Origin of the sequence: Herbaspirillum sp. CF444 (assembly GCF_000282135.1) — a bacterium.
GTDB lineage: Bacteria > Pseudomonadota > Gammaproteobacteria > Burkholderiales > Burkholderiaceae_D > Herbaspirillum.
Genome location: NZ_AKJW01000070.1, coordinates 49,062 through 74,491, shown reverse-complemented (window position 1 = coordinate 74,491; position 25,430 = coordinate 49,062). Strand labels below are relative to the sequence as shown.

24 protein-coding genes and 1 pseudogene are annotated in these 25,430 nt (G+C 54.6%); 9 read left to right on the top strand and 16 right to left on the bottom strand.

Annotated features, from left to right (window positions below):
• Nucleotides 1–51: 51 nt before the first annotated feature.
• Nucleotides 52–987 carry a catechol 1,2-dioxygenase gene (catA, locus tag PMI16_RS16740; RefSeq protein ID WP_007881653.1) on the bottom strand — a complete coding sequence of 312 codons (936 nt, stop codon included), beginning with the start codon at nt 985–987 and terminating at the stop codon, nt 52–54.
• Between the two features lie 41 nt (nt 988–1,028).
• On the bottom strand, nt 1,029–2,231 hold the full coding sequence (locus tag PMI16_RS16735) for a muconate/chloromuconate family cycloisomerase (RefSeq protein ID WP_007881651.1): 1,203 nt from the start codon (nt 2,229–2,231) through the stop codon (nt 1,029–1,031).
• Nucleotides 2,232–2,369: 138 nt separating this feature from the next.
• On the opposite strand from PMI16_RS16735, the gene PMI16_RS16730 reads away from it, so the two are divergent.
• From PMI16_RS16730 to PMI16_RS16720, 3 genes are all read left to right on the top strand, one after another.
• A complete protein-coding gene (locus tag PMI16_RS16730; protein ID WP_007881645.1) occupies nt 2,370–3,338 on the top strand; it encodes a LysR family transcriptional regulator in 969 nt (322 codons plus the stop codon).
• A gap of 385 nt (nt 3,339–3,723) precedes the next feature.
• Nucleotides 3,724–5,277: an FAD-dependent monooxygenase gene (locus tag PMI16_RS16725; protein ID WP_007881643.1), complete on the top strand. Its 1,554-nt coding sequence runs from the start codon at nt 3,724–3,726 to the stop codon at nt 5,275–5,277.
• A gap of 187 nt (nt 5,278–5,464) precedes the next feature.
• On the top strand, nt 5,465–6,124 hold the full coding sequence (locus tag PMI16_RS16720; RefSeq protein ID WP_007881641.1) for a dihydrofolate reductase family protein: 660 nt from the start codon (nt 5,465–5,467) through the stop codon (nt 6,122–6,124).
• A 220-nt stretch (nt 6,125–6,344) separates the two neighbouring features.
• On the opposite strand, the gene PMI16_RS16715 is transcribed toward PMI16_RS16720, so the two are convergent.
• The 5 genes from PMI16_RS16715 to PMI16_RS16695 form a co-directional block, all read right to left on the bottom strand.
• On the bottom strand, nt 6,345–6,578 hold the full coding sequence (locus PMI16_RS16715; RefSeq protein ID WP_007881639.1) for a hypothetical protein: 234 nt from the start codon (nt 6,576–6,578) through the stop codon (nt 6,345–6,347).
• Nucleotides 6,579–7,051: 473 nt separating this feature from the next.
• A complete protein-coding gene (locus PMI16_RS16710; RefSeq protein ID WP_007881638.1) occupies nt 7,052–7,813 on the bottom strand; it encodes an outer membrane protein in 762 nt (253 codons plus the stop codon).
• 441 nt (nt 7,814–8,254) lie between these two features.
• The gene (locus PMI16_RS16705) at nt 8,255–9,082 is read right to left on the bottom strand and encodes an SDR family oxidoreductase (protein ID WP_007881637.1); all 828 of its coding nucleotides are present in this window, start codon (nt 9,080–9,082) and stop codon (nt 8,255–8,257) included.
• Between the two features lie 25 nt (nt 9,083–9,107).
• The gene (locus tag PMI16_RS16700; RefSeq protein ID WP_193365739.1) at nt 9,108–9,521 is read right to left on the bottom strand and encodes a (R)-mandelonitrile lyase; all 414 of its coding nucleotides are present in this window, start codon (nt 9,519–9,521) and stop codon (nt 9,108–9,110) included.
• 112 nt (nt 9,522–9,633) lie between these two features.
• A complete protein-coding gene (locus PMI16_RS16695; protein WP_007881634.1) occupies nt 9,634–10,485 on the bottom strand; it encodes an aldo/keto reductase in 852 nt (283 codons plus the stop codon).
• A 147-nt stretch (nt 10,486–10,632) separates the two neighbouring features.
• Between PMI16_RS16695 and PMI16_RS16690 the strand changes: the two genes are divergently transcribed.
• From PMI16_RS16690 to PMI16_RS25985, 5 genes are all read left to right on the top strand, one after another.
• Complete coding sequence (locus tag PMI16_RS16690; RefSeq protein ID WP_007881630.1) at nt 10,633–11,529, top strand: LysR family transcriptional regulator; 897 nt, start codon at nt 10,633–10,635, stop codon at nt 11,527–11,529.
• A 179-nt stretch (nt 11,530–11,708) separates the two neighbouring features.
• Nucleotides 11,709–13,091, top strand: a complete 1,383-nt coding sequence (locus PMI16_RS16685) for an MATE family efflux transporter (protein WP_034380954.1) — start codon at nt 11,709–11,711, stop codon at nt 13,089–13,091.
• A 105-nt stretch (nt 13,092–13,196) separates the two neighbouring features.
• Complete coding sequence (locus PMI16_RS25990) at nt 13,197–13,406, top strand: hypothetical protein (protein WP_157212668.1); 210 nt, start codon at nt 13,197–13,199, stop codon at nt 13,404–13,406.
• Between the two features lie 61 nt (nt 13,407–13,467).
• Nucleotides 13,468–14,034 (top strand): hypothetical protein, encoded by a 567-nt coding sequence (locus tag PMI16_RS16680; protein ID WP_007881622.1) that lies wholly within the window; start codon nt 13,468–13,470, stop codon nt 14,032–14,034.
• A gap of 193 nt (nt 14,035–14,227) precedes the next feature.
• Nucleotides 14,228–14,731: a hypothetical protein gene (locus PMI16_RS25985; protein WP_157212667.1), complete on the top strand. Its 504-nt coding sequence runs from the start codon at nt 14,228–14,230 to the stop codon at nt 14,729–14,731.
• A gap of 233 nt (nt 14,732–14,964) precedes the next feature.
• Here the strand turns inward: PMI16_RS25985 and PMI16_RS25980 are convergent, their stop codons facing one another.
• The 6 genes from PMI16_RS25980 to PMI16_RS16655 all read right to left on the bottom strand — a co-directional run bounded on the left by PMI16_RS25980 (nt 14,965) and on the right by PMI16_RS16655 (nt 20,616).
• Nucleotides 14,965–15,231: a hypothetical protein gene (locus PMI16_RS25980; protein ID WP_157212666.1), complete on the bottom strand. Its 267-nt coding sequence runs from the start codon at nt 15,229–15,231 to the stop codon at nt 14,965–14,967.
• Between the two features lie 677 nt (nt 15,232–15,908).
• Nucleotides 15,909–16,646 carry an amino acid ABC transporter ATP-binding protein gene (locus tag PMI16_RS16675; protein ID WP_007881621.1) on the bottom strand — a complete coding sequence of 246 codons (738 nt, stop codon included), beginning with the start codon at nt 16,644–16,646 and terminating at the stop codon, nt 15,909–15,911.
• Between the two features lie 15 nt (nt 16,647–16,661).
• On the bottom strand, nt 16,662–17,345 hold the full coding sequence (locus PMI16_RS16670) for an amino acid ABC transporter permease (RefSeq protein ID WP_007881620.1): 684 nt from the start codon (nt 17,343–17,345) through the stop codon (nt 16,662–16,664).
• Between the two features lie 51 nt (nt 17,346–17,396).
• Nucleotides 17,397–18,110 carry an amino acid ABC transporter permease gene (locus PMI16_RS16665; protein ID WP_007881619.1) on the bottom strand — a complete coding sequence of 238 codons (714 nt, stop codon included), beginning with the start codon at nt 18,108–18,110 and terminating at the stop codon, nt 17,397–17,399.
• Nucleotides 18,111–18,292: 182 nt separating this feature from the next.
• Nucleotides 18,293–19,183, bottom strand: a complete 891-nt coding sequence (locus PMI16_RS16660) for an amino acid ABC transporter substrate-binding protein (RefSeq protein WP_007881618.1) — start codon at nt 19,181–19,183, stop codon at nt 18,293–18,295.
• Between the two features lie 110 nt (nt 19,184–19,293).
• Nucleotides 19,294–20,616 carry an aspartate aminotransferase family protein gene (locus PMI16_RS16655; protein ID WP_007881617.1) on the bottom strand — a complete coding sequence of 441 codons (1,323 nt, stop codon included), beginning with the start codon at nt 20,614–20,616 and terminating at the stop codon, nt 19,294–19,296.
• A 199-nt stretch (nt 20,617–20,815) separates the two neighbouring features.
• Here PMI16_RS16655 and PMI16_RS16650 point away from each other — a divergent pair, with 199 nt between their 5' ends.
• Nucleotides 20,816–21,721, top strand: a complete 906-nt coding sequence (locus PMI16_RS16650) for a LysR family transcriptional regulator (RefSeq protein ID WP_007881616.1) — start codon at nt 20,816–20,818, stop codon at nt 21,719–21,721.
• Between the two features lie 241 nt (nt 21,722–21,962).
• Here PMI16_RS16650 and PMI16_RS26765 read toward each other — a convergent pair.
• The 3 genes and pseudogenes from PMI16_RS26765 to PMI16_RS16640 all read right to left on the bottom strand — a co-directional run.
• A pseudogene (locus tag PMI16_RS26765) lies at nt 21,963–22,178 on the bottom strand (glycosyl transferase family 8); the annotation flags it as partial.
• 14 nt (nt 22,179–22,192) lie between these two features.
• The gene (locus tag PMI16_RS16645) at nt 22,193–23,320 is read right to left on the bottom strand and encodes a GGDEF domain-containing protein (protein ID WP_034380949.1); all 1,128 of its coding nucleotides are present in this window, start codon (nt 23,318–23,320) and stop codon (nt 22,193–22,195) included.
• 420 nt (nt 23,321–23,740) lie between these two features.
• Nucleotides 23,741–25,315: a methyl-accepting chemotaxis protein gene (locus tag PMI16_RS16640; RefSeq protein ID WP_007881614.1), complete on the bottom strand. Its 1,575-nt coding sequence runs from the start codon at nt 25,313–25,315 to the stop codon at nt 23,741–23,743.
• Between the last annotated feature and the right edge of the window lie 115 nt (nt 25,316–25,430).

The following is a 25,430-nucleotide window of genomic DNA, read 5'->3' as shown; positions in this document are numbered from 1 at the left end:
GCAATGCGCTATCGCGGATTTCTTTCGGCGGGAGAAGGAATGGCCGGCTTGTCAGGCAGCCAGGCGCGGGCGGTCGACAATCTGGTTGTCAAGTCCATCCACCAGCGCGCTGAGCCTCATGTCGAAGACGATCTCGGCGAACGGGCCGTTCAAGCCCTCGGCGTTGATGCCGGCGTCGTCGCTGCGCTCCACCAGCGGCGGCACCAGCCCTTCTCGAGTGGCGTACGCGAAGTCGTCATACACCAGCGGATCGCCGTCGATGTTGATCTGCGTGGTCAGCTTGCGATGGCCGTCGGCCGTGACGAAGAAGTGGATGTGGGCCGGACGGTTGCCGTGACGGCCCAACGCGTTGAGCAGTGCTTGCGTCGGGCCGTCGGGTGGACAGCCGTAACCTACGGGCACGATACTCTGGAACTTGTAGCGGCCTTGCGCATCGGTGACGATGGTACGGCGCATGTTGAACGGCTTTTGCTCTCCTGTAGGATCGAAGTGCGAATAAAAGCCCTTGGTATTGGCATGCCAGACCTCGACCTTGGCCCCCGCCAGAGGCCTGCCGTCCGCGCCATGGACTGTGCCGTGCATGATCAGGGTCTGGCCCGCCTTGTCGCTGCCATCGTCCAGGCGTGCAAAGCCTTGCTCCACCGGAGCACCTTCCACGTACAACGGGCCTTCGATGGTGCGTGGGGTCGCGTTCTTCACACCCCGCGCCGCATCCTCGGCATCCATGCGCATGTCCAGAAAGCGGTCCAGTCCCAAGCCTGGCGAGAGCAGACCCGCCTCGCTACTGGCACCGAGCCGATTCACATAGGCCACGCCGGCCCAGTATTCATCGGAAGTGATGTTCAGATCCTCGATCGTCTTGAACAAATCGGACAGGATGCGGTGAACGATCTGCTTGGTGCGCGGACTGCCGCCGCCCTGGTCCAGGCCGCTGGCCAGACGCAGGAAATCCTGTACTTCGGTGCTGTTGAAAATATTAACGGACATGCTTGTCTCCTTTGGAATTATTAGGAAGGAAAAACGATGGGTCAGCTTGCGACCTCGACAGTTCGGGCCACCATGACGGTCGCACCCTGTTTTTTGTCGCGACGGAAGAACTGGACGCGGTCTTCGTCCAGCGCAATACCCAATCCCGGCGCCGCAGGCAAGACGAGGTGGAAATTTCGATATTGCAGCGGCTGGACCAGAATTTCCTCGGTCAGCAACAATGGGCCGAACAGCTCGGTGCCCCATTGCAAATCACGGAAGGTCGAAAATGCATGGGCCGAAGCAATCGTGCCTATCGCCCCTTCCAGCATGGTTCCGCCATAGAGCTCGATGCCGGCCGCGTCGGCGATCGCCGCCACCTGCTGCGCGGCCCGCAGTCCCCCGGACTGCTCGGTCTTGATCGCGAACACATCGACACCCGCCACACGGGCCAGCGCAAAGGCCGAGGACGGACCGGTCAGCGATTCGTCGGCCATCACCGCAATCGCAAAGCGGCCCTTCAGGCGCGCCAGCGCATCGACCGACGCCACGGGCTGCTCGACCAGTTCGCAGCCCGCATCGACCAGGCCGGCCAAACCGCGCTGCGCTTCCAGCTCGCTCCAGGCCATGTTCACATCGACCCGTACAGCACCGCGATCGCCCAGCGCTTTCTTGATGGCCGCGACATGGGCCACGTCGGCGGCCACGGCGCGGCGGCCGATCTTGAGCTTGAAAATGTTGTGGCGGCGCTGGGCCAGCATGCGCTCGGCCTCGTCGATGTCCCTGGCGGTGTCGCCCGAAGCCAGCGTCCACGCCACCGGCAGGCTGTCGCGCACGCGCCCGCCCAGCAGTTGGGACACGGGCAGGCCCGTGCGCTGGCCCAATGCATCGAACAGCGCCGTTTCCACCGCGCACTTGGCGAAACGATTGTCGTGAATGGCCTTGTTGAGCCGGGCCATGATGACCGGCACGTGGCTGGCGTCCGCGCCGAGCAGCAGCGGCGTGAAATAGGCGTCGATGGCCAGCTTCATGCCTTCGGGCGATTCCGCGCCATAGGCCAGCCCGCCGATAGTCGTCCCCTCGCCCATGCCCACGGTGCCGTCTGAACAGTACAGGCGCAAGAGCATCAGCGTCTGGCCATTCATCGTCGCCATGGACAATTGATGGGGACGAATCGTTGGTAAATCGACCAGGAAAGTCTCCACTCGCTCGATGACCGCCGATGCCGCAGAAGATTGAAAGTGTTGTGTGTGTTCCATGGACATGATTGAACAACACGAACCCACACTCCATCCAACACCAAATTAATCTAGTTTCATACCTTATAAATATAGTTTATGATTAAAGCCATAAAAATCAATGAATTACAGATCATAAATTCAGTCAAGATATGATTTCCCGCCATGGATATCCGCCAACTCAAATACTTCGTCGCCGTCGCCAACACGCGTAACTTCACGCGCGCGTCCGAGCAACTTCATATCGCCCAACCACCACTGAGCCGCCAGATCCAGTTGCTCGAAGAAGAGCTGGGTGTACAGCTCATCCTGCGCAACAGTCGACCTTTGCGGCTGACCGAGGCCGGGCGTGTATTCTACGAACAGGCGCTGCAGATCATCAACCGCCTCGACCAGCTTAAAACCGCCACCCAGCAGATCGGCCTGAACCAACGGCAAACCTTGTCCATCGGCTTTGTCGCCTCTACCTTGTATGGCGGCCTGCCCATGCTGGTGCGCAAGCTGCGCCAACACTACCCCGACGTGGACATACAGCTCGTGGAACTGACCTCGATGCAGCAATTCGCCGCGCTGAAATCGGGCCGCATCGACGTGGGCTTCGGACGCATCCGCAGCAACGATGCCACGGTGGAGCGCACGGTGCTGCGCGAGGAGAAACTGGTGCTCGCCATTCCACCCGGCACGCCGCTGGCCGCCGACGACAAGCGCATCGGTTTGAAGGCGCTTCATGGGCAGAAGCTCATCGTCTTCCCCAAGGAACCGCGTCCGAGCTTTGCCGACCACATCCTGAGCCTTCTCAACGACCAGGCCATACGCCCATCCGAGGTGCATGAGGTGCGCGAAATCCATACTGCCCTGGGCCTGGTCGCCGCCGAGTCCGGGCTCTGCCTGATACCGGCCTCCGCGCGCCTGCGCAACGACTTGCACTACCGCCTGATCGACGACCCGGGCGCCACTTCGCCCATCATCCTGACACATCGGATCAACGACAACGCCTGGTACATCGCCGCCATCAAGCAACTCGTCGCAGATATGTATGCAGAACATCCGCCATGGTTGGACGTCGACAATAATTTCTTTCCCGCTTCAAACTTGTCTGCCAAAGCAAGCCTCATCCCACGCACTATCTTGTAAGAAGCTCGCATCGCGGGACGCGCAATGTCATCAGCTTGTTGATGTGCATCCGAAACTGCCCCCTACTTTGGGAACGCCCCCCTCGGGCCGAACCAAGACCACGGGGTGCAGTGATGCGCTTGTCGAGCCTTCTTAAAAATCCTGAAAGCACATGACCACAAGCACTCTTGCTAGCCGGCCCTCTGTCCGCTATAGTGCGCATGTCGAAAAAGGCAGACTTGGTGTGGTCCAGCCCAGGTCCTTCCGGTAACGGAAGCTCTGTCCATGCTCTGCCCGTGCATGAGTCCCACGACGAACATTTACGCCGCTGCGGCGTTTTCCTGTTCGTCGGTGCGGTTCTCAAGATAAGGAACCGTCCTGGTCGAACGACCATTGAGGAGTTTTCATGCACGATTCAATCATCTCTGACGTTGTTATTGTCGGCGCCGGGCCGGTCGGCTTGTTTCTGGCTTGCGAGTTGCGCCTCGCCGATCTGTCGGTGCTGGTGCTGGAGCAGGCGCCCGATCCAGACTCGCCGTTAAAATGCCTCCCCTTCGGGATGCGCGGTCTCTCTTCTCCCACCATCGAAGCTTTTTACCGGCGCGGTCTGCTGGACGCTGTCGTCGCAAAAAAAACTGAGCAAAATCCTGCAGCCGCGAGCGCACATTGGATGCAACAGGCGCGCAAGGCGGGCGGACATTTCGCGGGTATTCAATTCTATAAGGATAGGCTCGACAACACAAAATGGCCTTATCGCCTGGATGGGCCGTGCCAAACCAACATGGTCAGCGACATGGCGCATCTCGAATCGCTGCTGGCCGCGCGCGCCATCGCGCTCGGGGCGGAGATCAGACGTGACGCCGAGGTAAAAGGCTTTTCTCAATCGGACGATGAGGTGATCATCCGTACTCGCAGCCACACCTTCCGCGCCGGTTGGCTGGTCGGCTGCGATGGGGGGCGCAGCACCGTGCGCAAGGCCGGGGACTTCGGCTTCACCGGCACCGAGCCCCAATTCACCGGCTATTCGGCGCAAATCGAATTGGCCGATCCAGATCAGCTCGCTCCGGGCCGCCACTACACCAGTACCGGCATGTATACCTACCAACAGTCCGGCACCCTTGCGATGGTCGATTTTGACGGCGGCACATTTCACCGCACGCAGCCGATCACGCTGGACCACATACAAGCGGTATTGAGACAGGTATCCGGCATTGCAGTGACCGTGACAGCGCTCAAACTCGCCGCTACCTGGACCGACCGCGCATTTCAGGCACAGGTTTACCGCAAGAAGCGTGTATTGCTTGCCGGGGACGCAGCGCATATCCATTCGCCATTGGGAGGACAAGGTCTCAACCTCGGAATCGGCGATGCCATGAATCTGGGCTGGAAGCTTGCCGCGACGATCCGCGGCAACGCGCCGCGCGACCTGCTAGACAGTTACTACGCTGAGCGGCATCCCGTCGGTGCACAAATACTCGACTGGTCACGCGCTCAGGTTGAGCTCATGCGGCCAAGTCCAAGTTCGCGCGCGCTTGCGGCCATCATGCGCGATCTGATCGAGACGCCAGACGGCGCGACCTATTTTGCCGACAGAATCTGGGGCTTGTCGCTGCGCTACGACCTGGGTGAAAATCATCCACTGGTTGGTCGCAGCGCTCCAGACTTTGAAATGGCTGACGGCACCAGACTGGGCGAGCATTTACGACACGGCAAAGGCGTCTTGCTGGACTTTTCCACCGACGCGGCTCTACAAGCTTTGGTACGCAGATGGGACAAGCGCATCGTTTATGTCGGTAGTGACGCCCGGGACAAGCTCGGCCTGACCAGCGTACTGGTGCGCCCGGACGGAATCGTTGCCTGGATCGGCGAAGGCCCGCTGGACGAAGAAAAGCTTTCCCACGCCGCTACGCGATGGTTTGGCGACGCTGGAGCGCCTATAAAACCGAAAGATGGTTCGTAGAAATAGAGGAGAATGCCTGCAATCGGCCAATTCCTGCTGATCGGCAATGCGGCTTATCTGGTATTGCTTTCGCAACATGTCGTGTTACGGTAGTTACATTGATTAACGGAAACGGTTTGTCCGCAGGGTGTCGAGCTTCACTTTTTCATCGTCCGGTCCGACATCAATTCAAATGGAGGGAATCAAAATGACGCGAGTGAGAGTTGAAAGCTTCACGATCTCCATAGACGGATATGGAGCGGGGCCGAATCAGGATATCAATAATCCGCTCGGCGTTGGCGGGAATGGCTTGCACCAGTGGTTCATCCCGACACGGACCTTCCAGCAGATCCACGGTGCCGGAGATGGCACGACCGGTGTCGACAACGATTTTGCCGCGCGAGGATTCAGGAACGTCGGAGCGTGGATTCTGGGAAGGAACATGTTCGGACCGGTTCGGGGCCCCTGGCCGGATATGGACTGGAAAGGCTGGTGGGGAGACAACCCGCCGTATCACGTTCCAGTCTTCGTATTGACCCATCACGCGCGTCCATCGATCGAGATGGAGGGCGGCACGACGTTTCACTTCGTCACGGGCGGTATTCACGAAGCGCTAAGCCGGGCCCGCGAAGCCGCGAACGGGATGGACGTGCGCATTGGAGGAGGCGTCGAGGTGATTCGACAGTATCTTCAAGAGGCTCTGATTGATGAACTCCATATTGCGATCTCGCCGATCCTGCTGGGCCAAGGCGAGCGCTTGTTCGAGGGAGCGAATCTGCGGGCCGCAGGATATGAATGCGTCGAGTTCGTGGGATCGGAGAAGGCAACCCATGTCGTGCTCCGGCGCCGCGAGGCAAAGGACTCGTGACAAATTAATCAACTACGGGCCTTCGACGATTGATTTCATGGCATGAGGCAGAAATACTGCACGCTGCCGCCAAAAGTGGACATCCACCCCACGTCAAGGTTGCCGTTCGAAATCCATGGTTTCGATATCGTCATCTGAAGCAATTGGTATCCCGAATGCCTGGAGCCCAAGGTAGCCTGCAACACCTGCCGTCAGCGACACAAGGAGGAATTCTTTGCCGTCATGGGAAGGTCAAATCCAAACCGAGCATCCTGGCAAGGACGAAGGTGACGAGCCCCAGGCCCAGGAGCGATAGCACGAAGACTGCGGCCACCTGGCTGCCCGCGCGCAGCACAGCGCGATTCTCCTGCTCCTTCTTCCCTTGATCGTAATGCCACTTGACGGCGAAGAACATTCCCGTGCCGAGCACGAAAACCTTGAACGTAACGAAGACTATAGGGATCCAATCCACCATTTTGAGTATTTCCAGGCTGTTATTACTTGACACTATCTAGACACTATCTATCGTGAGGAGCACTACCTCAAAACGCTGCATGACATCTCCATCAAAGTCGGCTTATTCTAGGTTAAGCAAACCGCGATCGACATTGGACATAAAGCCCTAGGACATAATGTCCTTACTGACTTATTCGATCTTCTACCTCGCGAACTTGAGGTACCAGGCCCAATCCGAGAACCTTGCCGCAAGATTGAGGTCTGCCGCAGCGGCTATCAGGCAGCCGACGTCGTACCTAAAGAAGCTCCATCTGGAGCTGCGAGCATGAGGTTATGAGGGACCGAGTCGCCACCTTCGCCAGACGCTGGAAGGTGGATCAAATGGAAAGGGGCAATTCAGCGGGCAAATCAAGACTTTATCTCGAACGAGATCATTGAAGCCCTCTTTCCAAGCAGTCTCGTTAACTCTGCATTCAGTAATCCGCTACTTGCTCAAAAATGATAAAGCATGCCCAGTGACAGATTGTAGAGGTTGATCTTGTTGCCGTAAGCGTAGGTCGCTTGCGTCGCATCTTTAAATTGGGCGACCGCGTTGAGGGTCTTCAGGGTGGTGTATTTGTATTCCAGACGGAATGACAGTTTGTCGAATTTCTTTTCCGCACCGAAGCCGATGACGGAGCCGTACATATAGCCCGACGTGCTGTCCGAATGATAGGGCGCTCCTGTGGCAACCTGGCAAATCGGGTCAGGCGCAGCAAGCTGACAGGTCACGGAGCTATTGACGTTTTGCCGGGTGAGACCGCCCAGGGCGTACACCAACAGGTCCGGTTGCGGCAGCCACCCGAGTCGCGCCAGCACGCTGACGCTGTTACCCAGAGACAGCGTCGAGCTATCGGTTGCCGGGCCGGGAGTGGCTTGACAAGTGATCTTGCATCCGGGGATTCCGCTCATCGTGATCGTGTTTTTTCCAAATTTGCCCTGGCTCTCCAAGCCAAACAAATAGGAACCTGCGACATAGTTGACGCCTACGACGCCATTGAAGACCGAGTAATTGCTATCGATGACCGTGGTGGCGGAGGAGTCCAATGTCGTCGGTGTTGCATTGTTCGTCAAGGACTGTGCTTTCCACGTCGATCGCATTTTTTGATCGCCAAATGCCGCACCACCGTATATTCCCGAGGAAAACCCCGGACTTTGCGCGAATGCCAGATGTGAACAAAGTAATGCAAACAGGAAGAAAGATTGACGTTTCATAGATAATCTCTTGTGTAGGTTATATGCGCCCTGCTTCTGCTGCTCATGACACTGGCACAGCATCGGCTGTTGAAATTATTCGCAGAGTTCTATCTCATCCTCATTTGATCTTTCTGCTGCGACGGGGATCATGGAGGGTGCCTCCATCACTGCTGCCGGCCGGATCGACAGTTGCCTTTGCTGATTTCCTGACTATCTTGTTCGTCTTTTTGCTTGTTGATGCGGGCCACGTTTCCCTCGTCCGGGTTATTTGATTCATTTTTCGCCGTAATAGTAATGGAGATTTTTTTACACTATTGACCGCCAATCTCATTTTTCTGATTTTTTTTGCGCAAAAGAGACAGTTATTGTGCGGGTATTTTTCAAGATGCAAATAAATACCGTACCGCATTTGGTGTTGCTGCCGCTTGATGAACTTGGGCCGCAACCGGCCACGCCATCTCATGTCAGAGCAAGCTCTCCATACCAATAGGCCGCAGTGACACCGCCATCCATAAGAAAGTCGCTGCCGGTGATAAATGCACCATCCGGCCCCATGAGCAACGCGCCGACATTCCCTACTTCATCGGGAGTTCCTGCCCGCCCGGCAGGAGACAGTTCCAGCATGCGGCGATAACCGGCGCCGCGCGGACCGGACAGCTCATCCTTGGCAAGCGGCGTGATGATGATGCCGGGACTGATCGTGTTGATGCGCGCTCCTCGTTTTCCCCAGCGCACGGCCTCAGCCATGACGCGCAGCGCGTTGCCCCGCTTGGAAAGCTGATAAGCGTTGAGCGGATCCGTCACCCGATCCGATTGCAGCATCGGCAGCGCGAGCAACTCACTGGCCGGCGTGGTCGCGAGAGCCTTGTTTTGTTCCGGCGACAATGCCGGAAGTCGATGCCCCGATTGCGATGCGATCACCACACCTGCACCGCCACGGGCAATGATGCCGCCGAACTCTTCCAGCACCAGCGCGGTTCCGTACAGGTCAATCTTCAGGATGATGTCAGGCGGCGCCTGCGAGGGAGAAACGCCTGCAGCGTGAATCAAACCGGTGACAGCGCCAAAAGACGTGGCGGTTTCGACCAACGCATGCACTGAATCGCGCGACGTGATATCGACGACGGCAACGCTCACCTCAAATCCGGCTTCGCTGAGCGTCTTTGCCGCAGCCTTGGCATTGTCCTCGCGCAAGTCGGCGAGAACGACGTGCTTTCCTGCACTGACCCGGCGTGCGATTGCCTGACCGATCGATCCCGATCCGATAACGACAATAACTTCTTTCATGGCATTTCCTTTTCTGTCTGGCTATTCAGTCTTTCACCACCGGACCCGCGAGGTACTGTTCATCGGTGACCGGCTCCATCCATTCGACGTTTTTGCCATCCTGCATTTCGGTGATGGCGACATGCGTCATGGAAGTGGTATCGGTGGCGCCATGCCAATGACGCTTCCGGCAAGGACACCAGAGCACATCGCCGGCACGGATTTCCGTACGCGGACCGCCTTCACACTGTGTCCAGCCAACGCCGTTGGTGACAATCAATGTTTGGCCAAGCGGATGGGTATGCCACACAGTACGCGCGCCGGGTTCGAACGTCACGATGGCACCGCCGCTGCGTCCTGGTTCTTCGGCCTGGAAAAAACTGTCGATGCGAACTGCGCCGGTGAAAAACCGGGCCGGACCATTGGTGGATGGCTTGGAACCATTGCGTGTAATTTTCATCATGAATCTTTCAAATCGGAATTTTGTTGACGAAGGGCCAAGCAAGATGATGCAAGTGACGATTCCTTGAGTGACTAGGACAAGCCGCATGCATTTACACCAGCGACGGACGTCAGACGTCGAGGTGCCGTTCCCGCATCCATTTGACAATTTTGGGATCACGGTGAGAGAAGAAGCTGCTCTCTCCAGTTTCCAGCGTGGCGATCTGCGCCATTTCATCGGCGTCCAGCGTGAAATCAAACACATTCAGATTTTCGGCCATGCGTTCGCGACGCACCGATTTGGCCAGCGCCACGACATCGCGCTGGATTAACCAGCGCAAGACGACCTGCCCGACGGACTTGCCGTACTTTGCTCCAATGCCGGCGAGCAAGGCATGTTGAAACAGCCCGTTCCGGCCTTCGGCGAACGGCGCCCAGGCTTCGGCCTGGACATCGTTATCGTGCATGAACGACACGGCCTCGGCTTGCTGGTGAAAGGGATTTACTTCGACCTGATTGACTGCGGGGCGTATCTGGTTGAATGCACTGATATCCATCAGTCGGTCTGAATGAAAATTGCTGACGCCAATAGAGCGTAACTTTCCTTCACGATGCGCGTCTTCCATCGCGCGCCAGGAACCGTGAACGTCGCCAAAGGGCTGGTGGATCAGGTACAAGTCCAGATAATCCAATTGCAGTTTGCGCAGGGATTTCTCGATGGCTTTCTTCGTCCCCTCGTAGCCCGCGTCCTGCACCCAGAGTTTGGTCGTGACAAAAAGCTCTTCACGCGCAATGCCACTGTGCTTGATGCCCTGGCCGACCGCTTCTTCGTTGAGGTACGACGCTGCCGTGTCGATGAGCCGATAACCGGTCTCGATAGCGTCGATCACGCAACGTTCGCATTGCTGTGCGTCCGGGATCTGGAAGACGCCGAATCCGAGGATGGGCATCTTGTGCCCAGTGTTTAAAGTGATGTATTGCATGTTCGGTTTCTTTCCCTTGGGCAAGGACGACAAGCGCAGACAGCCTGTCGGCCCCTATGGTTTTCAATGACAGCTACACTGTAGTCAATACAGAGTCATTTGATTAGTAGCTATAATCGGGATAAACCTATAAGCAGTACTTATTAAATGGCGCGCGAAAATTTAAATGATTTGCTGGCGTTCATCGCGGTTGCGCGGGAAGGCAGTTTTACCAAAGCTGCCGCGCAACTCGGCGTATCGCAATCGGCGCTGAGCCAGACGGTAAAAGAGCTGGAAGCCCGGCTGGGCATTCGCCTGTTGACCCGCACCACGCGAAGCGTTGCCCCTACCGAGGCCGGCGAGCGCATGATGCTGACCATCGCTCCACGTTTGGAAGAAGTCGAGAATGAACTGGCAGCGCTCAGCGAACTGCGCGACAAACCATCGGGAACATTGCGGCTCACTGCCTCGGAGCATGCCTCCAATGCCATTCTCATGCCGAAACTGGCGAAATTGCTGCCGGACTATCCCGACATCAAAGTGGAAATCAATTCGGAAAACCGGCTGGTTGATATCGTGGAGCAACGCTACGATGCGGGGGTCCGGCTGGGTGAGCAAGTTGCCAAAGACATGATTGCGGTGCGCATCGGACCTGACGTGCGCATGGCGATTGTCGGATCACCTTTATACTTCGACAAACGACCACCGCCCAGGACGCCCCAGGAGTTGACGGAACATCTGTGCATCAATCTGCGTTTGCCGACCTTGGGCGGCTTGTATGCCTGGGAACTGAAAAAAGGCAAGCGTGAACTGAACGTAAGGGTGGACGGCCAGCTCGTGGTGAATGGCGTTTCTCAATTGGTGAGCGCCGCACTGGCCGGACTGGGTCTGGCATTCACATTGGAAGATGTGGTCAGTGACGCCATCGCGAAAGGAGACCTAGTGCCAGTGCTCGAAGATTGGTGGCCGACATTTACGGGGTATCACCTGTATTACCCCAGTCGTCGCCAACCATCACCCGCATTCACATTGCTGGCGAATGCATTGCGATATGACGGTCGATAAATGCCCGGCTTATATTTTGAATATCGAATGTCTGCAATCGGCCAGAAGCGGAAGTTCAAACATCAAGGTCCACCGAAAAATATAAATCAAAAGATCTCCTCAATTCTCTTAAGTGAATCTTCTAACGCTTGCCAACGTTCGTAATCTTTGAGGGCCCATGGCAAGAGAAAGCCCGTTAAATGAAGCAATCGTTTCGCTCGCACATGGAGATCCTGCTACTAGCCGCTCCCATTGCAGGTCTTCAGCTTGCTCAGATCGCCCTCACAAGCATCGATCTCATGATGATGGGCCTACTCAGTGTGAAGGCTGTTGCAGCGGGAGGGCTGGCTATCCTACTTTTCAACCAGTTGCGTACCATGTGCATAGGCATGGTGACCGGAGTAGGCAATCTTGTCGCGAGCGCGGTCGGTCATGGTGAACGACGTACCGGGACTAGTGAACTAGATAGCCAGGCACGGCATGAGATAGCAGACTTGTTGCGGGCAGCAATGTTGATTGCGACACTTGGCGCTGTCATTGGGGGAGTGCTGCTTTTTACCATCGCTTTCTTCCTTCCCTGGTTTGGGCAGGACCCAGCGATAGTCGACCTTGCCCGTCCCGTGATGTTTGCGCTCGCCCCGGGCCTATTCCCCATGCTGTGGCTCAACGTATTACGTCAATTTGCGGTCGGGCTAAGGCGCGCAGGATCACTGCTGAGTGTCGCCATGATTTCAATTGGTATCAATGCACTGCTCAATGCCATGTTTATCTATGGGTGGGCAGGTATGCCGCGGCTAGGACTGACGGGCATTGGCTTGTCTACTACACTTGTCCAGTTCTGGACATTCTTGACGTATCTGCGTACGGTCCGGCGCGATCCGCAAATGAGCGTACTTCTTGTACTCGACGGCTGGCGAGCGCAGTCGGCGACTGTCGGCCGCATCGCCCGAATGGGGGCGCCCATTGCCCTTACTTACGGCTCGGAGGCGGCGCTTACCTCTGTGGCGTCCTTATTGATGGGCACGTTTGGGCCTGTGGCATTGGCAGCTTCGAACGTTGTCAATCAACTTGCCTACATAGCCTATCAGTTTAATATTGGACTTTCGCACGGTGCATCGATTTTGGTCAGCAGGATGCTAGCTCATCGTCGTTATGATGAAATCAGTGGAGTCGCCCGTCGAACTCTCACGATTAGTTTTTCAACCATGTCTCTGATTGGACTTCTTTACGTGACTATGCCGAAGATAGTCCTGTCTCCTTTTCTCGGCGCACAGCATGATCCGGCTGTTTTTGCGGAAGCGACAGTACTGCTATGGTTTGCTATTGCCCATCAGTTTTTCAAGGGAACGCAAAATATCTTCATCGGTCTTTTACGCGGACTTGGTAATACGAAGGGCGGACTAAAAAATACATTTATCGGTTACTGGGTCGTCGGTATTCCAGCCATGATTCTATGCAGTTATGGTTTTGGATTGCGCGGCAACGGAATCTGGTTCGGTTTGTGCCTTAGCTTTGCAGCAACGAGTGTGCTTTTGTTGAGGCGCTTCAAAGTTGATTTATTAGCCGTGAATCCAGGCGTATAGTTCTTGACTTCTTTTGAACACCTACAATTGAAAGCAAGGCTTCTACGATAAGAGACCGGCCAGCAGCGGTCATTCGTTAGAGCAATTTTTCTTACAGCCGTTTATATGAAATCATCTTTTCCTTCAGAAAAGGATGCTGCCATCCGCGATGCACATATTCGCGGACTTACGATTGTTGACACGATAAAAATGATTAGAGAACGCTATCAAATGAGTTTGGGAGAAGCAAAAGACCTAGTTTCAAATCACTGTATCTGGCAAGACGTGGTGCAAGCTTCTGATTCACTCAAAGATGACATTGAAAAACTTATCTGAGAATGAAAGGCTTCTTCCGGCCAGAAACTAACAATGCGACGAAACTTTTATTCGTACAACCATGAAAATCATATTCATATTTTTAATTTTTTCGCTGGCCACAGCATCTGCACAGGCGGGATTAGATATCTCCGCTTATGAAAATCTAACAATCGTTAAGTCTCCCGTACTAACTTCTGATGGTATTCCCGTTGCGCAGAATCAAATAATATTATTTCCGAGCGACTTTCCAGAGCGTTTTCAAGGATTGGAAGATGGCAAAGTTTATGCATTTAAATCACATTTCGAATTTCGGGCAGGTACTTACTCAGGGTACAACCATTGGCGCAATGAATTGGCAAAACTGGCAGGCTACAGGCAGAGCTCTTATATATTTAACGGGAAAACAGAACTTCGCTACGATACGACCGTATGGAAGCTAAAGAAGGGACCATTTTGGGAACTCATCAATTTTTCTGATGCTGAGGGAGTAATTGGTCCTGTTGTCTGTAAGAAAATTTACAAAGACTTCGCCCTCTACGCCAATCAAGCAAGGCAACATGCGGAAGATGATTTTCGAGAATCGTATGAAAACTGGCAAAAAGCTTTTTCTATGTGTGCGGACAATGGGGCTATTGTTTTCCATTGACGAACATATTTCAGAAATTCCATACGAAACGGGCGAAGTTAGATTTCGGTACTCTCGATATCTTTTACTGATGGCTCAAAGTGGCTGAGGCATCGATTTTTCGTGCTTACTATCAGACCGGCGAGCTATAGACCATGTCCGCAACCGGCCAGAAACGGTCGTTTACGCGCACCTAACTTAATAGAAGGTAAATATGGGCGTACCTACATCCAAAGAAGAACTTATTGAGTTATTTTCAGAAGTTGGGGCAGACTCCCCAGAGTCCTGGGCTAAATCTCAAATTGAAGAAGGCATTCCACAATTTTTGAGATTTCTATTTCTGAAAAATGCATGGGACAGTATTCCACTGGAAGGCGATAGCCGTTGGATTGAACACGCAATTTCGCACAGTCGAAAAATACCGTTAGCGCCTTATTCCGGTCTCGGCGAAATACTGTCGGCATGCCGGGAGAAAGGCGTGACAGATAACGATTTGACTCACATGGCCCGCTGCTTACAAGCTCAGATGCTTTTCACAATTAGTTATCTGTTAGAAGGACCGACCAGTTATCCGAATTCCATCGAAAATATCTCATGGGGGCTTTTTGAAACGGATAAAGACGGACGTCCGTTCGGGAAACAAATTTCGGGACTGCATGAATCCGTTCTTGAACTCGATCCTACCGGACGAGAAATGCGTCCGCTCGGCAATCCTTGACAGTTGTCCGCAACCGGCCATTAACGGACATTAGTAAGAAACAAAAAGCCCGCTCGATGCGGGCTTTTCTATCGGGGGATTCGAATTAACGCTATGTCCGGTAACTGCATGGCCCCCCTGGAAATGCTGAAAAAAAGCTGTAATTTGACTCAAGCGACAGCGGATTGTGAGCCAAAGAGCATGCGCGGCAAGCCACAAAGACAGGCCAGGCAAGGATCACTGATTGCGCATATTCACTTATCGTCGAGGTGCCATTCGAAATCCCAACGGTACCCGCGCTGCGATGGACGCTCATGCGTCCAAAGATCGCGTTCAAGTAGATGGGTAAGAACCGTCCCTGTGAAATGCAAAATTTTCTTATCATCATTTCCACTACATGATGAGACAACGACATCTTTCTTACTATACATTCGCAGCGCCTTCCTCAATATTTCTTCTGATGGTACCGGCCGGATAATTGGTACATCCCGGGTAGTTTTGGACACCACAACGTAGCTCATGACTACTCCTATTAAGAAGCGGCCCGGAGAGGCCGCCCGAACGATTCTAGTTTTCGAGATTGTTTTGCAAGCGTGGCACACAATTCCACGACTACTTGACCGGCCGTCTCACCTTTTTAATTTTCTTGTGCAGATGCGTTAGGCGCGTCTCTTGGGTACGTCAAAATCGACGCCCATCCGACCTGCAAGAGAAACGCCCGCGTATTGCGGGCGTTTTGCCGTCTGGAGCGCCTGATTACAAGTCGGACGTAGAAATCATAAAAATCAATAGCTCAGGTCATTTTCTGCTTCGCAATAAGGATTTATAGCCCGCCGCAAAGGCTTATTACATGAGGCTCAATTGCGAATTGCGAAGCGGAATTTTCCAGTTCTTAATGCGAATACGGGGCTGTTCCTGATAAAGTTGCGCGACAAACTTAGGGCCGAGGTCCGCAACCGGCCAGTAGCAGCCGTTGAACAATTTAGGCTCGCGAAAAATATGCCATTGCTGACTATCGATAATGGTGCATTTTCGCTAGTTGACCACGAATAGCGCGGATTGCAGTTTGGTATTATTTGACATCTGCAGTCGGCCAAAAACAGACCTCTCATTTAGGAAACAACACCATAGGAGCATGAACGAGAGAAGTGAGCCTGGAGAACATCACTACGTCTACATTCTACGATAGACGATTTTCTCAATGAGAGACCTGTGTCACAGATAAGAAACGCCGCACTCTAGCACTGAGGTCGTTGGCGGCGCCGAAGAAATGTTCTTTGCTGCAGTCTTCGACGATTCTCCCCTCCTCCATAAAAATAATCCGATCGGCGACTTGCCGGGCGAAACCCATTTCGTGGGTCACGACCAACATCGTCATGCCCGCTGCGGCCAGTTCCGCCATCACATCCAACACCTCCTTCACCATCTCGGGATCAAGGGCAGAAGTTGGCTCGTCGAACAACATGATGTCGGGGTTCATGGTCAGCGCTCTTGCAATGGCAACGCGCTGCTGCTGTCCACCGGATAGTTGATGCGGATATTTGGCTGCGTGAGCCGTCAGACCTACACGTGCCAGCATTGCTCTACTACGTTCCGAAGCTTCTTCATATGAACGTCGCAGTACCTTTCGTTGAGCAAGATTGAGATTTTCCAACACACTAAGGTGACCAAACAATTCGAAGTTCTGAAATACCATCCCGACGCGTCGTCGATGCGCCGCGCTGCGCAGCATATTTGAGCTGACGGCGATTCCCTGTATCGAGATACGCCCTTGATCGAACGGTTCCAGACCGTTGATCGTTTTGATGAACGTCGATTTTCCCGAACCGGACGGCCCGCAAATGACCACAACGTCGCTCCTGTCGATGCGCACTGAACAATCGCTGAGAACCTTGAAGTCGCCATACCATTTCGACAGATTGTCTATTGCGAGCATGAATTTTCCTTGTAGTTAAATGCGTGTGGTCTTTTTGCGAAACATCCGGGCTGCGCTTTCGGCTATCGCCACACTGATCACGAGATAGATCGTCGCGACGAACAGATACGGTTCGATCAGGCTGCCGTCGCGCTCACCGATCTTGGCGGCAGCGCCCATGAAATCTGTGACTGAAATCACATAAACCAACGAAGTATCCTGAAAGAGGACGATGACCTGGGTCAGAAAAATCGGCAACATATTGCGCAATCCCTGCGGCAATATCACATAGCCCATCGTCTGCACCGGATTGAGACCGAGCGCGAATGCAGCAGAGCGCTGGCCTGCAGATACCGAGCGTATGCCCGAGCGAACAATCTCGCAGAAGTAAGCCGATTCAAACAGGCTGAACGTGACCATCGCCGTTTGTTTTCCATCGACCTTGACGGGCGCCCCCGCTCCCAAGAGAAACTGCAAAGCCAAAGGCATCAGGAAGAATATCCAGAACAGCACCAGAATCAGTGGAATCGACCGCATGGCGATGACGTAGGTCGAGGCACAGCGCGCAACGAGCCGCACCTTGGACTCTCGCGCCAGCGCCAGCATGAGGCCGAGCAGCATGCCGATTACTGTCGCGACCGCCGTCAGCTGCAACGTAAAGGCAAAGCCATTGGCGATGTAGGAAATATTGTCGGAAACGATCCCGAAATCCAGTGTCATATTGAATATCCTCTCTGCCTGCGGAAGCGTGTGTTACAGAAAATACGGCAGTTACGCCGTTTTCCTCGGTTCGAAACGCGCCATGACAGCATAGGCAGTCAGCGCGATGGCGATGTAGACGATGGTGGTCACAATGAACGCCTCGAAATAGGAAAATGTGGTCTCTCCAATTTCACGCGCACGAAATGTCAGTTCTGCGAAGCCGATAGTCAGTGCAATGGATGAATTCTTGATCAGGTTCATCAACTCGCTGGTCAACGGTGGAACGATCAGGCGCATCGACTGCGGCAACAACACGTAGCGATAGATCTGTGCCGGATGCAATCCCAGCGCCATGCCTGCGCTACGCTGGCCACGCGACAGCGATTCAATGCCGGAGCGCACCTGCTCTGCCACCCGCGCCGAGGTAAACAAGCCCAGGCAAACTGTCACGGCGATGAATTGCACGTACATGGCGTCGGTTCTCACTACCACCGCCTTCACGCTGTCGAACATTTCGGGGAAGACGAAATACCAGAGGAATAGCTGAACCAGCAAGGGAACGCCGCGAAACAAGTGCACATACAGATACGCGGGCATGCGTATCCAGAAGATCAGGGAAGTGCGCGCCGCGCCGACGATCACACCCAGCACAAAGGCGATGATCCAGCTCGCGGCCGATACCGCCAGCGTGGCGGCAAAGCCTTTGACAAATAGAATCCAGTACGCTTGACCCGCGTCCGGCGATATCTGGAAAAAAACGTTCCAGTGCCATTGATATTCCATCGCTTAATCCTTTGCCATATCCGAAGTAACGCGTACCCATAAGCGATCATTCATCGCCTCTCGGAATATCGGGTACGAGCTGCAAGTTACAGAAGAAATCAGGGAAACATTGATGCAGGCGGCAACATGGATGAAATCGCGTTGCTGATACCGCCTGCGGTGGCCTGAACCAGGTAGGCCTGTTACACGCCGTGACTGTTTGGTGCAGCCATCAGCTTTTCCAGCTCGGGCGACATGGGAATGCTGAGATTGATGTTCTTGGGAGGGATCGGCGCGTTGAACCACTTGTAGTAAGTCTTCTTGAATTCACCGTTGCCGAACATGCCGCCCAGCACGTCATTGGCAAATTTTTTGAATTCATCATCGTTGCGGCGGATCATGAGACCGTAGGGTTCTTGCGACAGCAACGGGCCAACCACCTTGGTGCCGACAGGATTGCGCGACATCGCGCGGATGCTGTAGAGCAGAACGTCGTCTGTTGAGAACGCGCTTACCCGGCCGTTTTGCAACATCAGGAAACTTTCCGCGTGGTCCTTGCCGTAGACAAGGCTCAGATTGAGGGAGCCGGCCTGATTGGCTTGCTGGATCGCTTTGATATTGTTCGTACCGGCGGTGACCGCAATGGCTTTGTCTTTCAGGTCGGCAATGGAGGTAATGTTGCTACTGGTCTGCACCATGATCCGCGTACCGCTGACGTAAGTCGTATTCAGAAAATCGACTGATTTTTGCCGTTCCAGCGTGTTGGTGGTGGAACCGCACTCGACGTCGACAGCGCCATTGACTAGCAAGGGGACCCGGTTGGATGCAGTCACGGGTTCAAATTTCACTCTCAGGGAGGGCAGGCTAAGTTTGTCGCGCACGGCGGCAGCGATCCGGTTGCAGAGGTCGATGGAGAAGCCGACCGGATTCTGATTCGCGTCGATGTAGGAAAACGGAATCGCACTTTCGCGGTAGCCAAACACGATCTCTCCGGACTGCTTGATCTTTTGCAGCGTGCCGATGGATTGCGCCATCGCCCCCGATGCTGCCAGCGCACAGGTAAAAGTAAATGCTGCAAGACGAATTGAAGCCATGACAGTTCTCCCCAGGAAGTGAATTTAAGACGCGACAATCTGAACGAGCCACATGAGGTACAGAGGTGGCCCGGCATTCGACAGCAATTTGCAACAGGTTCGGGGCGGGACTAGCGGGCGCCAGCCATCTTGTCGAGGCTTTCTCGCAGAGCACGATCCAGAATATCCACTGCCTGATCGATCTGCTTGTGCTCTACCGTCAGCGGCGGCGCAATGCGCCACACGGATCCGCGTTCCGGACGGCGCCGGATGTTCATGCTCAGTCCCAGTTCGAAGCAACGCTGAGTGGTCAATGCCCCCAGTTCGTGCGCCGGATTGCGTGACTCCCTGTCGGTCACCAGTTCCACGCCCAGAAGCAAGCCTTCACCACGCACGTCGCCGATGCTTTCATAGCGCGTTTGTAGTTCCAACAGGCGGGAACGCAGATAAGAACCGGTAGACTGCGCGCGACGGATCAGATCCTCATTGCGAATCGTATTGAGCACCGCCAGGCCCACGCGCGCAGGCAACGGGTCTGAGACGTGACTGGTGTAGAAGGTGAAGCCGCGCTCATGCACAGCCTGTTCGATCTGCGCTGTCGTGACAGTCGCCGCCAGCGGCAAGCCGCCACCCATGGTCTTGGAGACAGACATGATGTCCGGAACAACGCCGAACAGGTCTGAGGCGGTGCGTTGACCGATGCGGCCGAACGCCGTTTGCGCCTCGTCGAAGATCAGCAGCATGCCGCGTTCGTCGGCGGCTTTGCGCAGCGCCTGCATGTAAGACTTGGGAGGCACCAGCACGCCGCCGGCGCTGATGATGGGTTCGATGATGATCGCAGCGGGACGACCGGAGGAAGCCATGTCGAACATCTTCAGCCCGATTTCCAGACAGGTCAGCGCCGACTCTTCGCCGTTCATGCCCTTGATATAGGGACGATAGTCATTGGGTTCCGGCAACACATAGACACCTGGCGTCGACACGCCGTAACCTTTGCGATCGCTGGCAAACGACACGCTGCTCGATCCGCCGGTGACGCCATGCCATGAGCCGCCTACCGCCAGGACTTCATAACCACCGGTGTACATCTTTGCCATGCGCAGTGCGATCTCATTGCTTTCCGAACCGGTATTGACGAAGATGGACTTGGTCAGCGACTCCGGCATCCAGTCTTGCGCCATGGTGGTCGCCAGTTCGGCGACCACCTCTGGAATCATGCCGCTGAACATGTGGAACGCTTCTTCGCCGGCCTTTTGCACCGCTGCGACGATGGCCGGATGGTTATGCCCGATGGTGGCGCACATCTGCCCCGAAGTGAAGTCAAGGATCTCGCGGCCGGTATCGTCGATGACCACCGCGCCCTTGGCCGAACGAAACAGATTCGGAAACGTGTCGCCGCCATAGCGCACCATGAATTTTTTCGCAGCGGAATGCAGTTCTGTCGATGTTGGCATCGCTATTCCTTTCAAAAAATGGTTTGATGAGATGAGTTCTGGTTGCACAGAATTTGCTTAAGTATTACGTTGAGAATGCAGAGCGTCCAATGCAAAGTGCAGCATCGCCGTCATGTTCAGGACGCATCGCGTGATCGCAAATTCACATGGCCGAAATCGGCGGATCCGGACGTAAGATAGGTAAGGGAGGAAGGCAATAATGGATATCAAGTGGTTCCAGGATTTTCTGACGCTGTCGGAAGTTCTCAATTTCACGCGTGCGTCCGAGATCAGAAATCTTTCTCAGGCAGCGTTCAGCAGACGTATCGGTTCCCTGGAACAAATGCTGGGCGCCAAGCTGATCGACCGCAGTTCATACCCGACCAGGCTAACCCCGGCCGGAGAAAAATTTCGCGGTGTCGCGGCGCAGATTGTCAGCCAGATCGCCGACGCCAAGGCCGACCTGGCCGGCAACCAGTCGCGCGACAAGATCAAACTGGCCATGCCCTATGCGCTGGCGACTACCCGGCTTCCTGGATGGTGGGACAGCTGGACCAGTGGCCAACCGCTGATCTGTGCGCTGGAGACCGGCAACGTGCACGACATCGTGTCGTCGTTCATTGCCGGCAATGTCGATCTGCTCATCTGCTTTTATCATGCAGCGTCACCTATCCAGATCGATCCTCTGCTATTTGAAAGCGTCGAATTGGGTCGAGAGCGCGTACGTCCTTACGCGTCGCCCGCCTTGATTGAAAAAATCGGAATGCACGCTTCGCTCGGCAGTGCAGGCAACCCTGCACCCTTGCTGATGTACAGCTCCAGCGTGTATTTCGCGCGCGTCGTCGATCAGATCATCGAAGGATCTGAAGTCAAGCTGGAAGGCACGCCCATGTTCGAGACAGAGATGTCGGATGTGCTGGGCGACCTCGCCTCGCAGGGACTGGGAGTTGCGTGGCTACCCGACAGCTCGTTCAGTCAGCACCGGCATTGGAGTCTTGAACCGGTCGGCGGCGGAGCGTGGGATACGGAAGTCTCCATCCTCGCATTCAAACCGAAGAACAATTTACGGCCGCTGGTGGTCAGAATGTGGCGCGAGATTCTCAAATACAAAGAAATGCGAGTCTGACCATTGCCCGGGACGGGCAACAGAGTCGCCCTATCTGGATCATCAACGGCGCCATCGGCCAGAAGCAGTCGTTGAACAATTCAAAGGCCAGACAAATAAGCTGTTGCTGACTATCGATAATGGCGTGTTTTCGATAGTCGTCAGCTACCGACGTGGATTGTGGCTCAGGGAATTTGGCTATTAGCTTAAGTCCGTGTACGCACTGTTTTTCAAGATGGCCGGTGCTTTAAAGCGGGCTACGTCGCGCCCAGGCCACCATGCGCAGGAACTGGAATGTGCCACCGTATCCCTGCTCGTCGTGAATCAGCAGGGTCTTGCCCGCAATCGCCTGACCTTCCCAGCGCGGACTTTGCACATATCAGCCGATTATGGTCGTGTGTTCCATCTTGTAGCGGAACCGGTATTCACGCCAGCCGCGCGTGAACTCTCCTTGCAGCAGTAAGATTTCCGACAAGTCACAGCAAGCATGTGCTAACAAACCGTGGCGTTCCGGCCACTCGCCTTTGCCTGATACATCGCCATATCCGCACGTTGCAGCAGCGATTCCAGATCGTAGCTATCGGCAGCGACGCCGATGCTGATGGTCACGCCGAGATTTTTTGTTTGCCATGGAATCACTGTGTCGGCGACGGTTTCCCGAAATTTATCGGCAAGTATTTTGGCAACGGCGACCTCCGTATTTGGCAGTAGTACGGCAAACTCTTCACCGCCCAAGCGGCCGCATATATCCGTTTTACGAAATCGGGATTCGAGCAAATGCCCCATTCTTTTCAGGACAAGATCGCCGGCGCCATGGCCATAGGTGTCATTGACGTGTTTGAAAAAATCGATATCGATCAGCAGGATGCTGACTCGATGCGCGTTGCGTTCGCACAGCTGAATTGCCTGCTCGCCGCATTCGACGAAGGCTCGCCGGTTGAAGATGCCGGTGAGGGCATCGGTACGGGCCATGTTTTCTGCGATATCGCGGGCGTGTTGCAACTGATAACTCAGTAACAGGCTGCTCTGCATGGCCTTGGAAAGTACTTTTGTCCCCAGAAATGCGGTGGCCATCATGGTGGTGGAGGCGATCGCCATGCCAAGTGCGGCCTGGCCCGGCTGGGTGTACAGCCATAATGTGCTAGGTACCATCACGCAGCTCATCGCGCAGATTGTCATTACGCGATGAGAGGCGTAGGTAACCATGCTGCCACCGAGCATGCCGGCCAGGAAGAACAGCACAATACCTTGTTGCATCGTTTTGACTTCGTGTATCAGATACAGCGCCCCCAGTCCCCATATAAGCGAGGACAGCATGAGCGTTGCCGCATAAGGACGCTCCCAGGCCAGAATCTGCGCCCCCTGAGGGCGAGCACCAAAATAACGTAGGAACATGGTCAGGCGGATTAGTGTGCTCACGCCAAGCACACTAATCCATGCATAGACAGCGTACGGCGGAACGCTCCCCCACAGTGTCCAGCACATGATGCAGGCGATCAGTAGACTCAGAAAAAGAGCAGGGAAAGACTGCCGAAAAAGAAGTGAAAGCGTATCGGCGCGAATCGCCGCGTCATAGGAGGATACAAGCTGATCAGGAATCGTCGGCGGAACGTTTGTCATTATTTGATTGGTTTTAACGAGTTCCTGAGGGCTGCCGCCATTTTTCTGGACGGAACAGAGCGGCGCTGTCTTTGCGCTTGTCGAAGCATATACAGCGCGCTTATCTTCTAATTATTTGTCACGTTGTGCAAGCGGGAAAAGAACTTGCCCGAGGAGTTGCCCGTGCGAAATTTTTAAAATTGAAATCCCGATGGTTATTGATTTGCAGGTTCGTTTCAATCATCCGTTCAACAATGGCTTCAACAATTGCGCCCACTTTGATGCCTTGTAAAACGTATTTGCAATGCCCACAATCGGCCAGAAGCAGTCTTTAGGAACGGGAACGATTGCCGCATTTCGCAATGTCCAGCGTAAATAAAGAAACCAAAAACGCCCGATTACGCTTTACGGAATGCGGTCCGTTGCGACACTAGCTTTGATTTACTCGTTTGATTGCAGGCGCCGTTCTTCAAGCTTGAAGACACTTACCAAGGCGATCAAAGAGTCGGCTTGGTCCTGTAGCGATTGCGCTGCTGCGGCCGCCTCCTCCACCAAGGCAGCATTTCTTTGCGTGACGTTATCCATCTCGACAACGGCAGTGTTCACCTGTTCAATCCCGGCGGTTTGTTCTTGTGTTGCAGATGCAATTTCTTGAATAATGTTCGTGACGCGCTTGACGCTACCGACCACTTCGTCCATGGTCTGACCCGCATGTTGAGCCAAGGCCGTCCCGGCTTCGACTTTACTGACAGAGTCATCGATCAGACTTTTAATTTCCTTTGCCGCAGTTGCAGAACGTTGGGCGAGATTACGCACTTCACCGGCAACGACAGCGAAGCCTCGTCCTTGCTCGCCGGCCCGCGCCGCTTCTACCGCTGCATTGAGCGCCAAAATGTTTGTCTGAAACGCGATGCCATCAATGACGCCGATGATATCCACGATTTTCCTGGAGGCATCGTTAATGGCGCTCATCGTCGCAACTACCTGCGACACAACATCCCCGCCTTTAACAGCGACGTTAGACGCCGAGGCAGCAAGCTGGTTTGCCAGCTTCGTATTCTCGGCACTTTGCTTGACGGTGCTCGTTAGTTCCTCCATGGACGCTGCGGTCTCTTCGAGTGAACTCGCTTGCGCTTCTGTGCGTGCCGACAAGTCCATATTTCCCGTGGCGATTTCTTTGGCCGCCACGTGAATCGCGTTGGACCCGCCACGGACCTGAGAAATCGTCCTGGTTAGTCCCTCCTGCATGTGCGCCAAAGCTGCATAGAGTCTACCGATTTCGCTTTTCCCCGTTCTATTGATCCGCACGCTGAGATCCCCCTGCGCGACCCGATCCAGCAAATCCACCGCTTCGCCAAGCGGGGTCAGGACAATTTTCTTCAGCCCCGCATGGGTCGCCAGTACCAGGACCAGAGCCAAGACCAAACCGGTAATAACAAGGGCCTGCACCAAGTGATGCTCGCGCTCGCTTTCGGTTGCCAATTTCTTGGCCAACAGATTGGCCTGATCCTGGAATTTCTCCAGTTTCACTGAAAATGCTGTTCCATCGACAGTAACCGGACCATCGTTGTTCACGGTAAATGCCGCGGTGTCGCCTTGCTTGAGGATATCAAACGATTTTTGCATTGAACTGCGCAAAGCCTTTGTCGAAGCCTGGAGCTCTTGCTTCAAGGCAGCGTCTTGGCCGGATAAAAGAGGGGCGTCGGAAAAGGCCTGCGATTGCTGTTGATACTTCTCCAGATAAGGCTGCCCGCGAGCAAGAATCTTGTCCCGCGCAACCGGATCATTCTTTTCTTTAAGGGCGGCATAAGCGGAAAGCAACACCACTCGTATCCGCATGGCATTTTTGTAGGCGTCATTTATCAGTACCGTCTGCGACGATATCTGACTGAGCAGCTGTTGTGCGTTGTTTGCCCGACCAAGCGTAAAAAGGCCCGCCATGGCGCCAACGAACAGCATGAGCGCAAACGATAGCAGTACTGCGATAAGACTCGAACGCATCGTCAAATTTTTCATCTTGTCCCCCTGTGCCAACTTTTTTGATCCATGGGCAATACGGCCAACGGCAGGCTGAGAATATTTTCAATATTGCGACCCACTCTTTTTTGAATATTCTCCGTTTACGGCTATC

Coding starts and splice junctions, on each gene's coding strand:
- catA (WP_007881653.1), bottom strand. CDS start 987: ATGTCCGTTAATATTTTCAACAGCACCGAAGTACAGGATTTCCTGCGT.
- PMI16_RS16735 (WP_007881651.1), bottom strand. CDS start 2,231: ATGTCCATGGAACACACACAACACTTTCAATCTTCTGCGGCATCGGCG.
- PMI16_RS16730 (WP_007881645.1), top strand. CDS start 2,370: ATGGATATCCGCCAACTCAAATACTTCGTCGCCGTCGCCAACACGCGT.
- PMI16_RS16725 (WP_007881643.1), top strand. CDS start 3,724: ATGCACGATTCAATCATCTCTGACGTTGTTATTGTCGGCGCCGGGCCG.
- PMI16_RS16720 (WP_007881641.1), top strand. CDS start 5,465: ATGACGCGAGTGAGAGTTGAAAGCTTCACGATCTCCATAGACGGATAT.
- PMI16_RS16715 (WP_007881639.1), bottom strand. CDS start 6,578: ATGGTGGATTGGATCCCTATAGTCTTCGTTACGTTCAAGGTTTTCGTG.
- PMI16_RS16710 (WP_007881638.1), bottom strand. CDS start 7,813: ATGAAACGTCAATCTTTCTTCCTGTTTGCATTACTTTGTTCACATCTG.
- PMI16_RS16705 (WP_007881637.1), bottom strand. CDS start 9,082: ATGAAAGAAGTTATTGTCGTTATCGGATCGGGATCGATCGGTCAGGCA.
- PMI16_RS16700 (WP_193365739.1), bottom strand. CDS start 9,521: ATGAAAATTACACGCAATGGTTCCAAGCCATCCACCAATGGTCCGGCC.
- PMI16_RS16695 (WP_007881634.1), bottom strand. CDS start 10,485: ATGCAATACATCACTTTAAACACTGGGCACAAGATGCCCATCCTCGGA.
- PMI16_RS16690 (WP_007881630.1), top strand. CDS start 10,633: ATGGCGCGCGAAAATTTAAATGATTTGCTGGCGTTCATCGCGGTTGCG.
- PMI16_RS16685 (WP_034380954.1), top strand. CDS start 11,709: ATGAAGCAATCGTTTCGCTCGCACATGGAGATCCTGCTACTAGCCGCT.
- PMI16_RS25990 (WP_157212668.1), top strand. CDS start 13,197: ATGAAATCATCTTTTCCTTCAGAAAAGGATGCTGCCATCCGCGATGCA.
- PMI16_RS16680 (WP_007881622.1), top strand. CDS start 13,468: ATGAAAATCATATTCATATTTTTAATTTTTTCGCTGGCCACAGCATCT.
- PMI16_RS25985 (WP_157212667.1), top strand. CDS start 14,228: ATGGGCGTACCTACATCCAAAGAAGAACTTATTGAGTTATTTTCAGAA.
- PMI16_RS25980 (WP_157212666.1), bottom strand. CDS start 15,231: ATGAGCTACGTTGTGGTGTCCAAAACTACCCGGGATGTACCAATTATC.
- PMI16_RS16675 (WP_007881621.1), bottom strand. CDS start 16,646: ATGCTCGCAATAGACAATCTGTCGAAATGGTATGGCGACTTCAAGGTT.
- PMI16_RS16670 (WP_007881620.1), bottom strand. CDS start 17,345: ATGACACTGGATTTCGGGATCGTTTCCGACAATATTTCCTACATCGCC.
- PMI16_RS16665 (WP_007881619.1), bottom strand. CDS start 18,110: ATGGAATATCAATGGCACTGGAACGTTTTTTTCCAGATATCGCCGGAC.
- PMI16_RS16660 (WP_007881618.1), bottom strand. CDS start 19,183: ATGGCTTCAATTCGTCTTGCAGCATTTACTTTTACCTGTGCGCTGGCA.
- PMI16_RS16655 (WP_007881617.1), bottom strand. CDS start 20,616: ATGCCAACATCGACAGAACTGCATTCCGCTGCGAAAAAATTCATGGTG.
- PMI16_RS16650 (WP_007881616.1), top strand. CDS start 20,816: ATGGATATCAAGTGGTTCCAGGATTTTCTGACGCTGTCGGAAGTTCTC.
- PMI16_RS16645 (WP_034380949.1), bottom strand. CDS start 23,320: ATGACAAACGTTCCGCCGACGATTCCTGATCAGCTTGTATCCTCCTAT.
- PMI16_RS16640 (WP_007881614.1), bottom strand. CDS start 25,315: ATGAAAAATTTGACGATGCGTTCGAGTCTTATCGCAGTACTGCTATCG.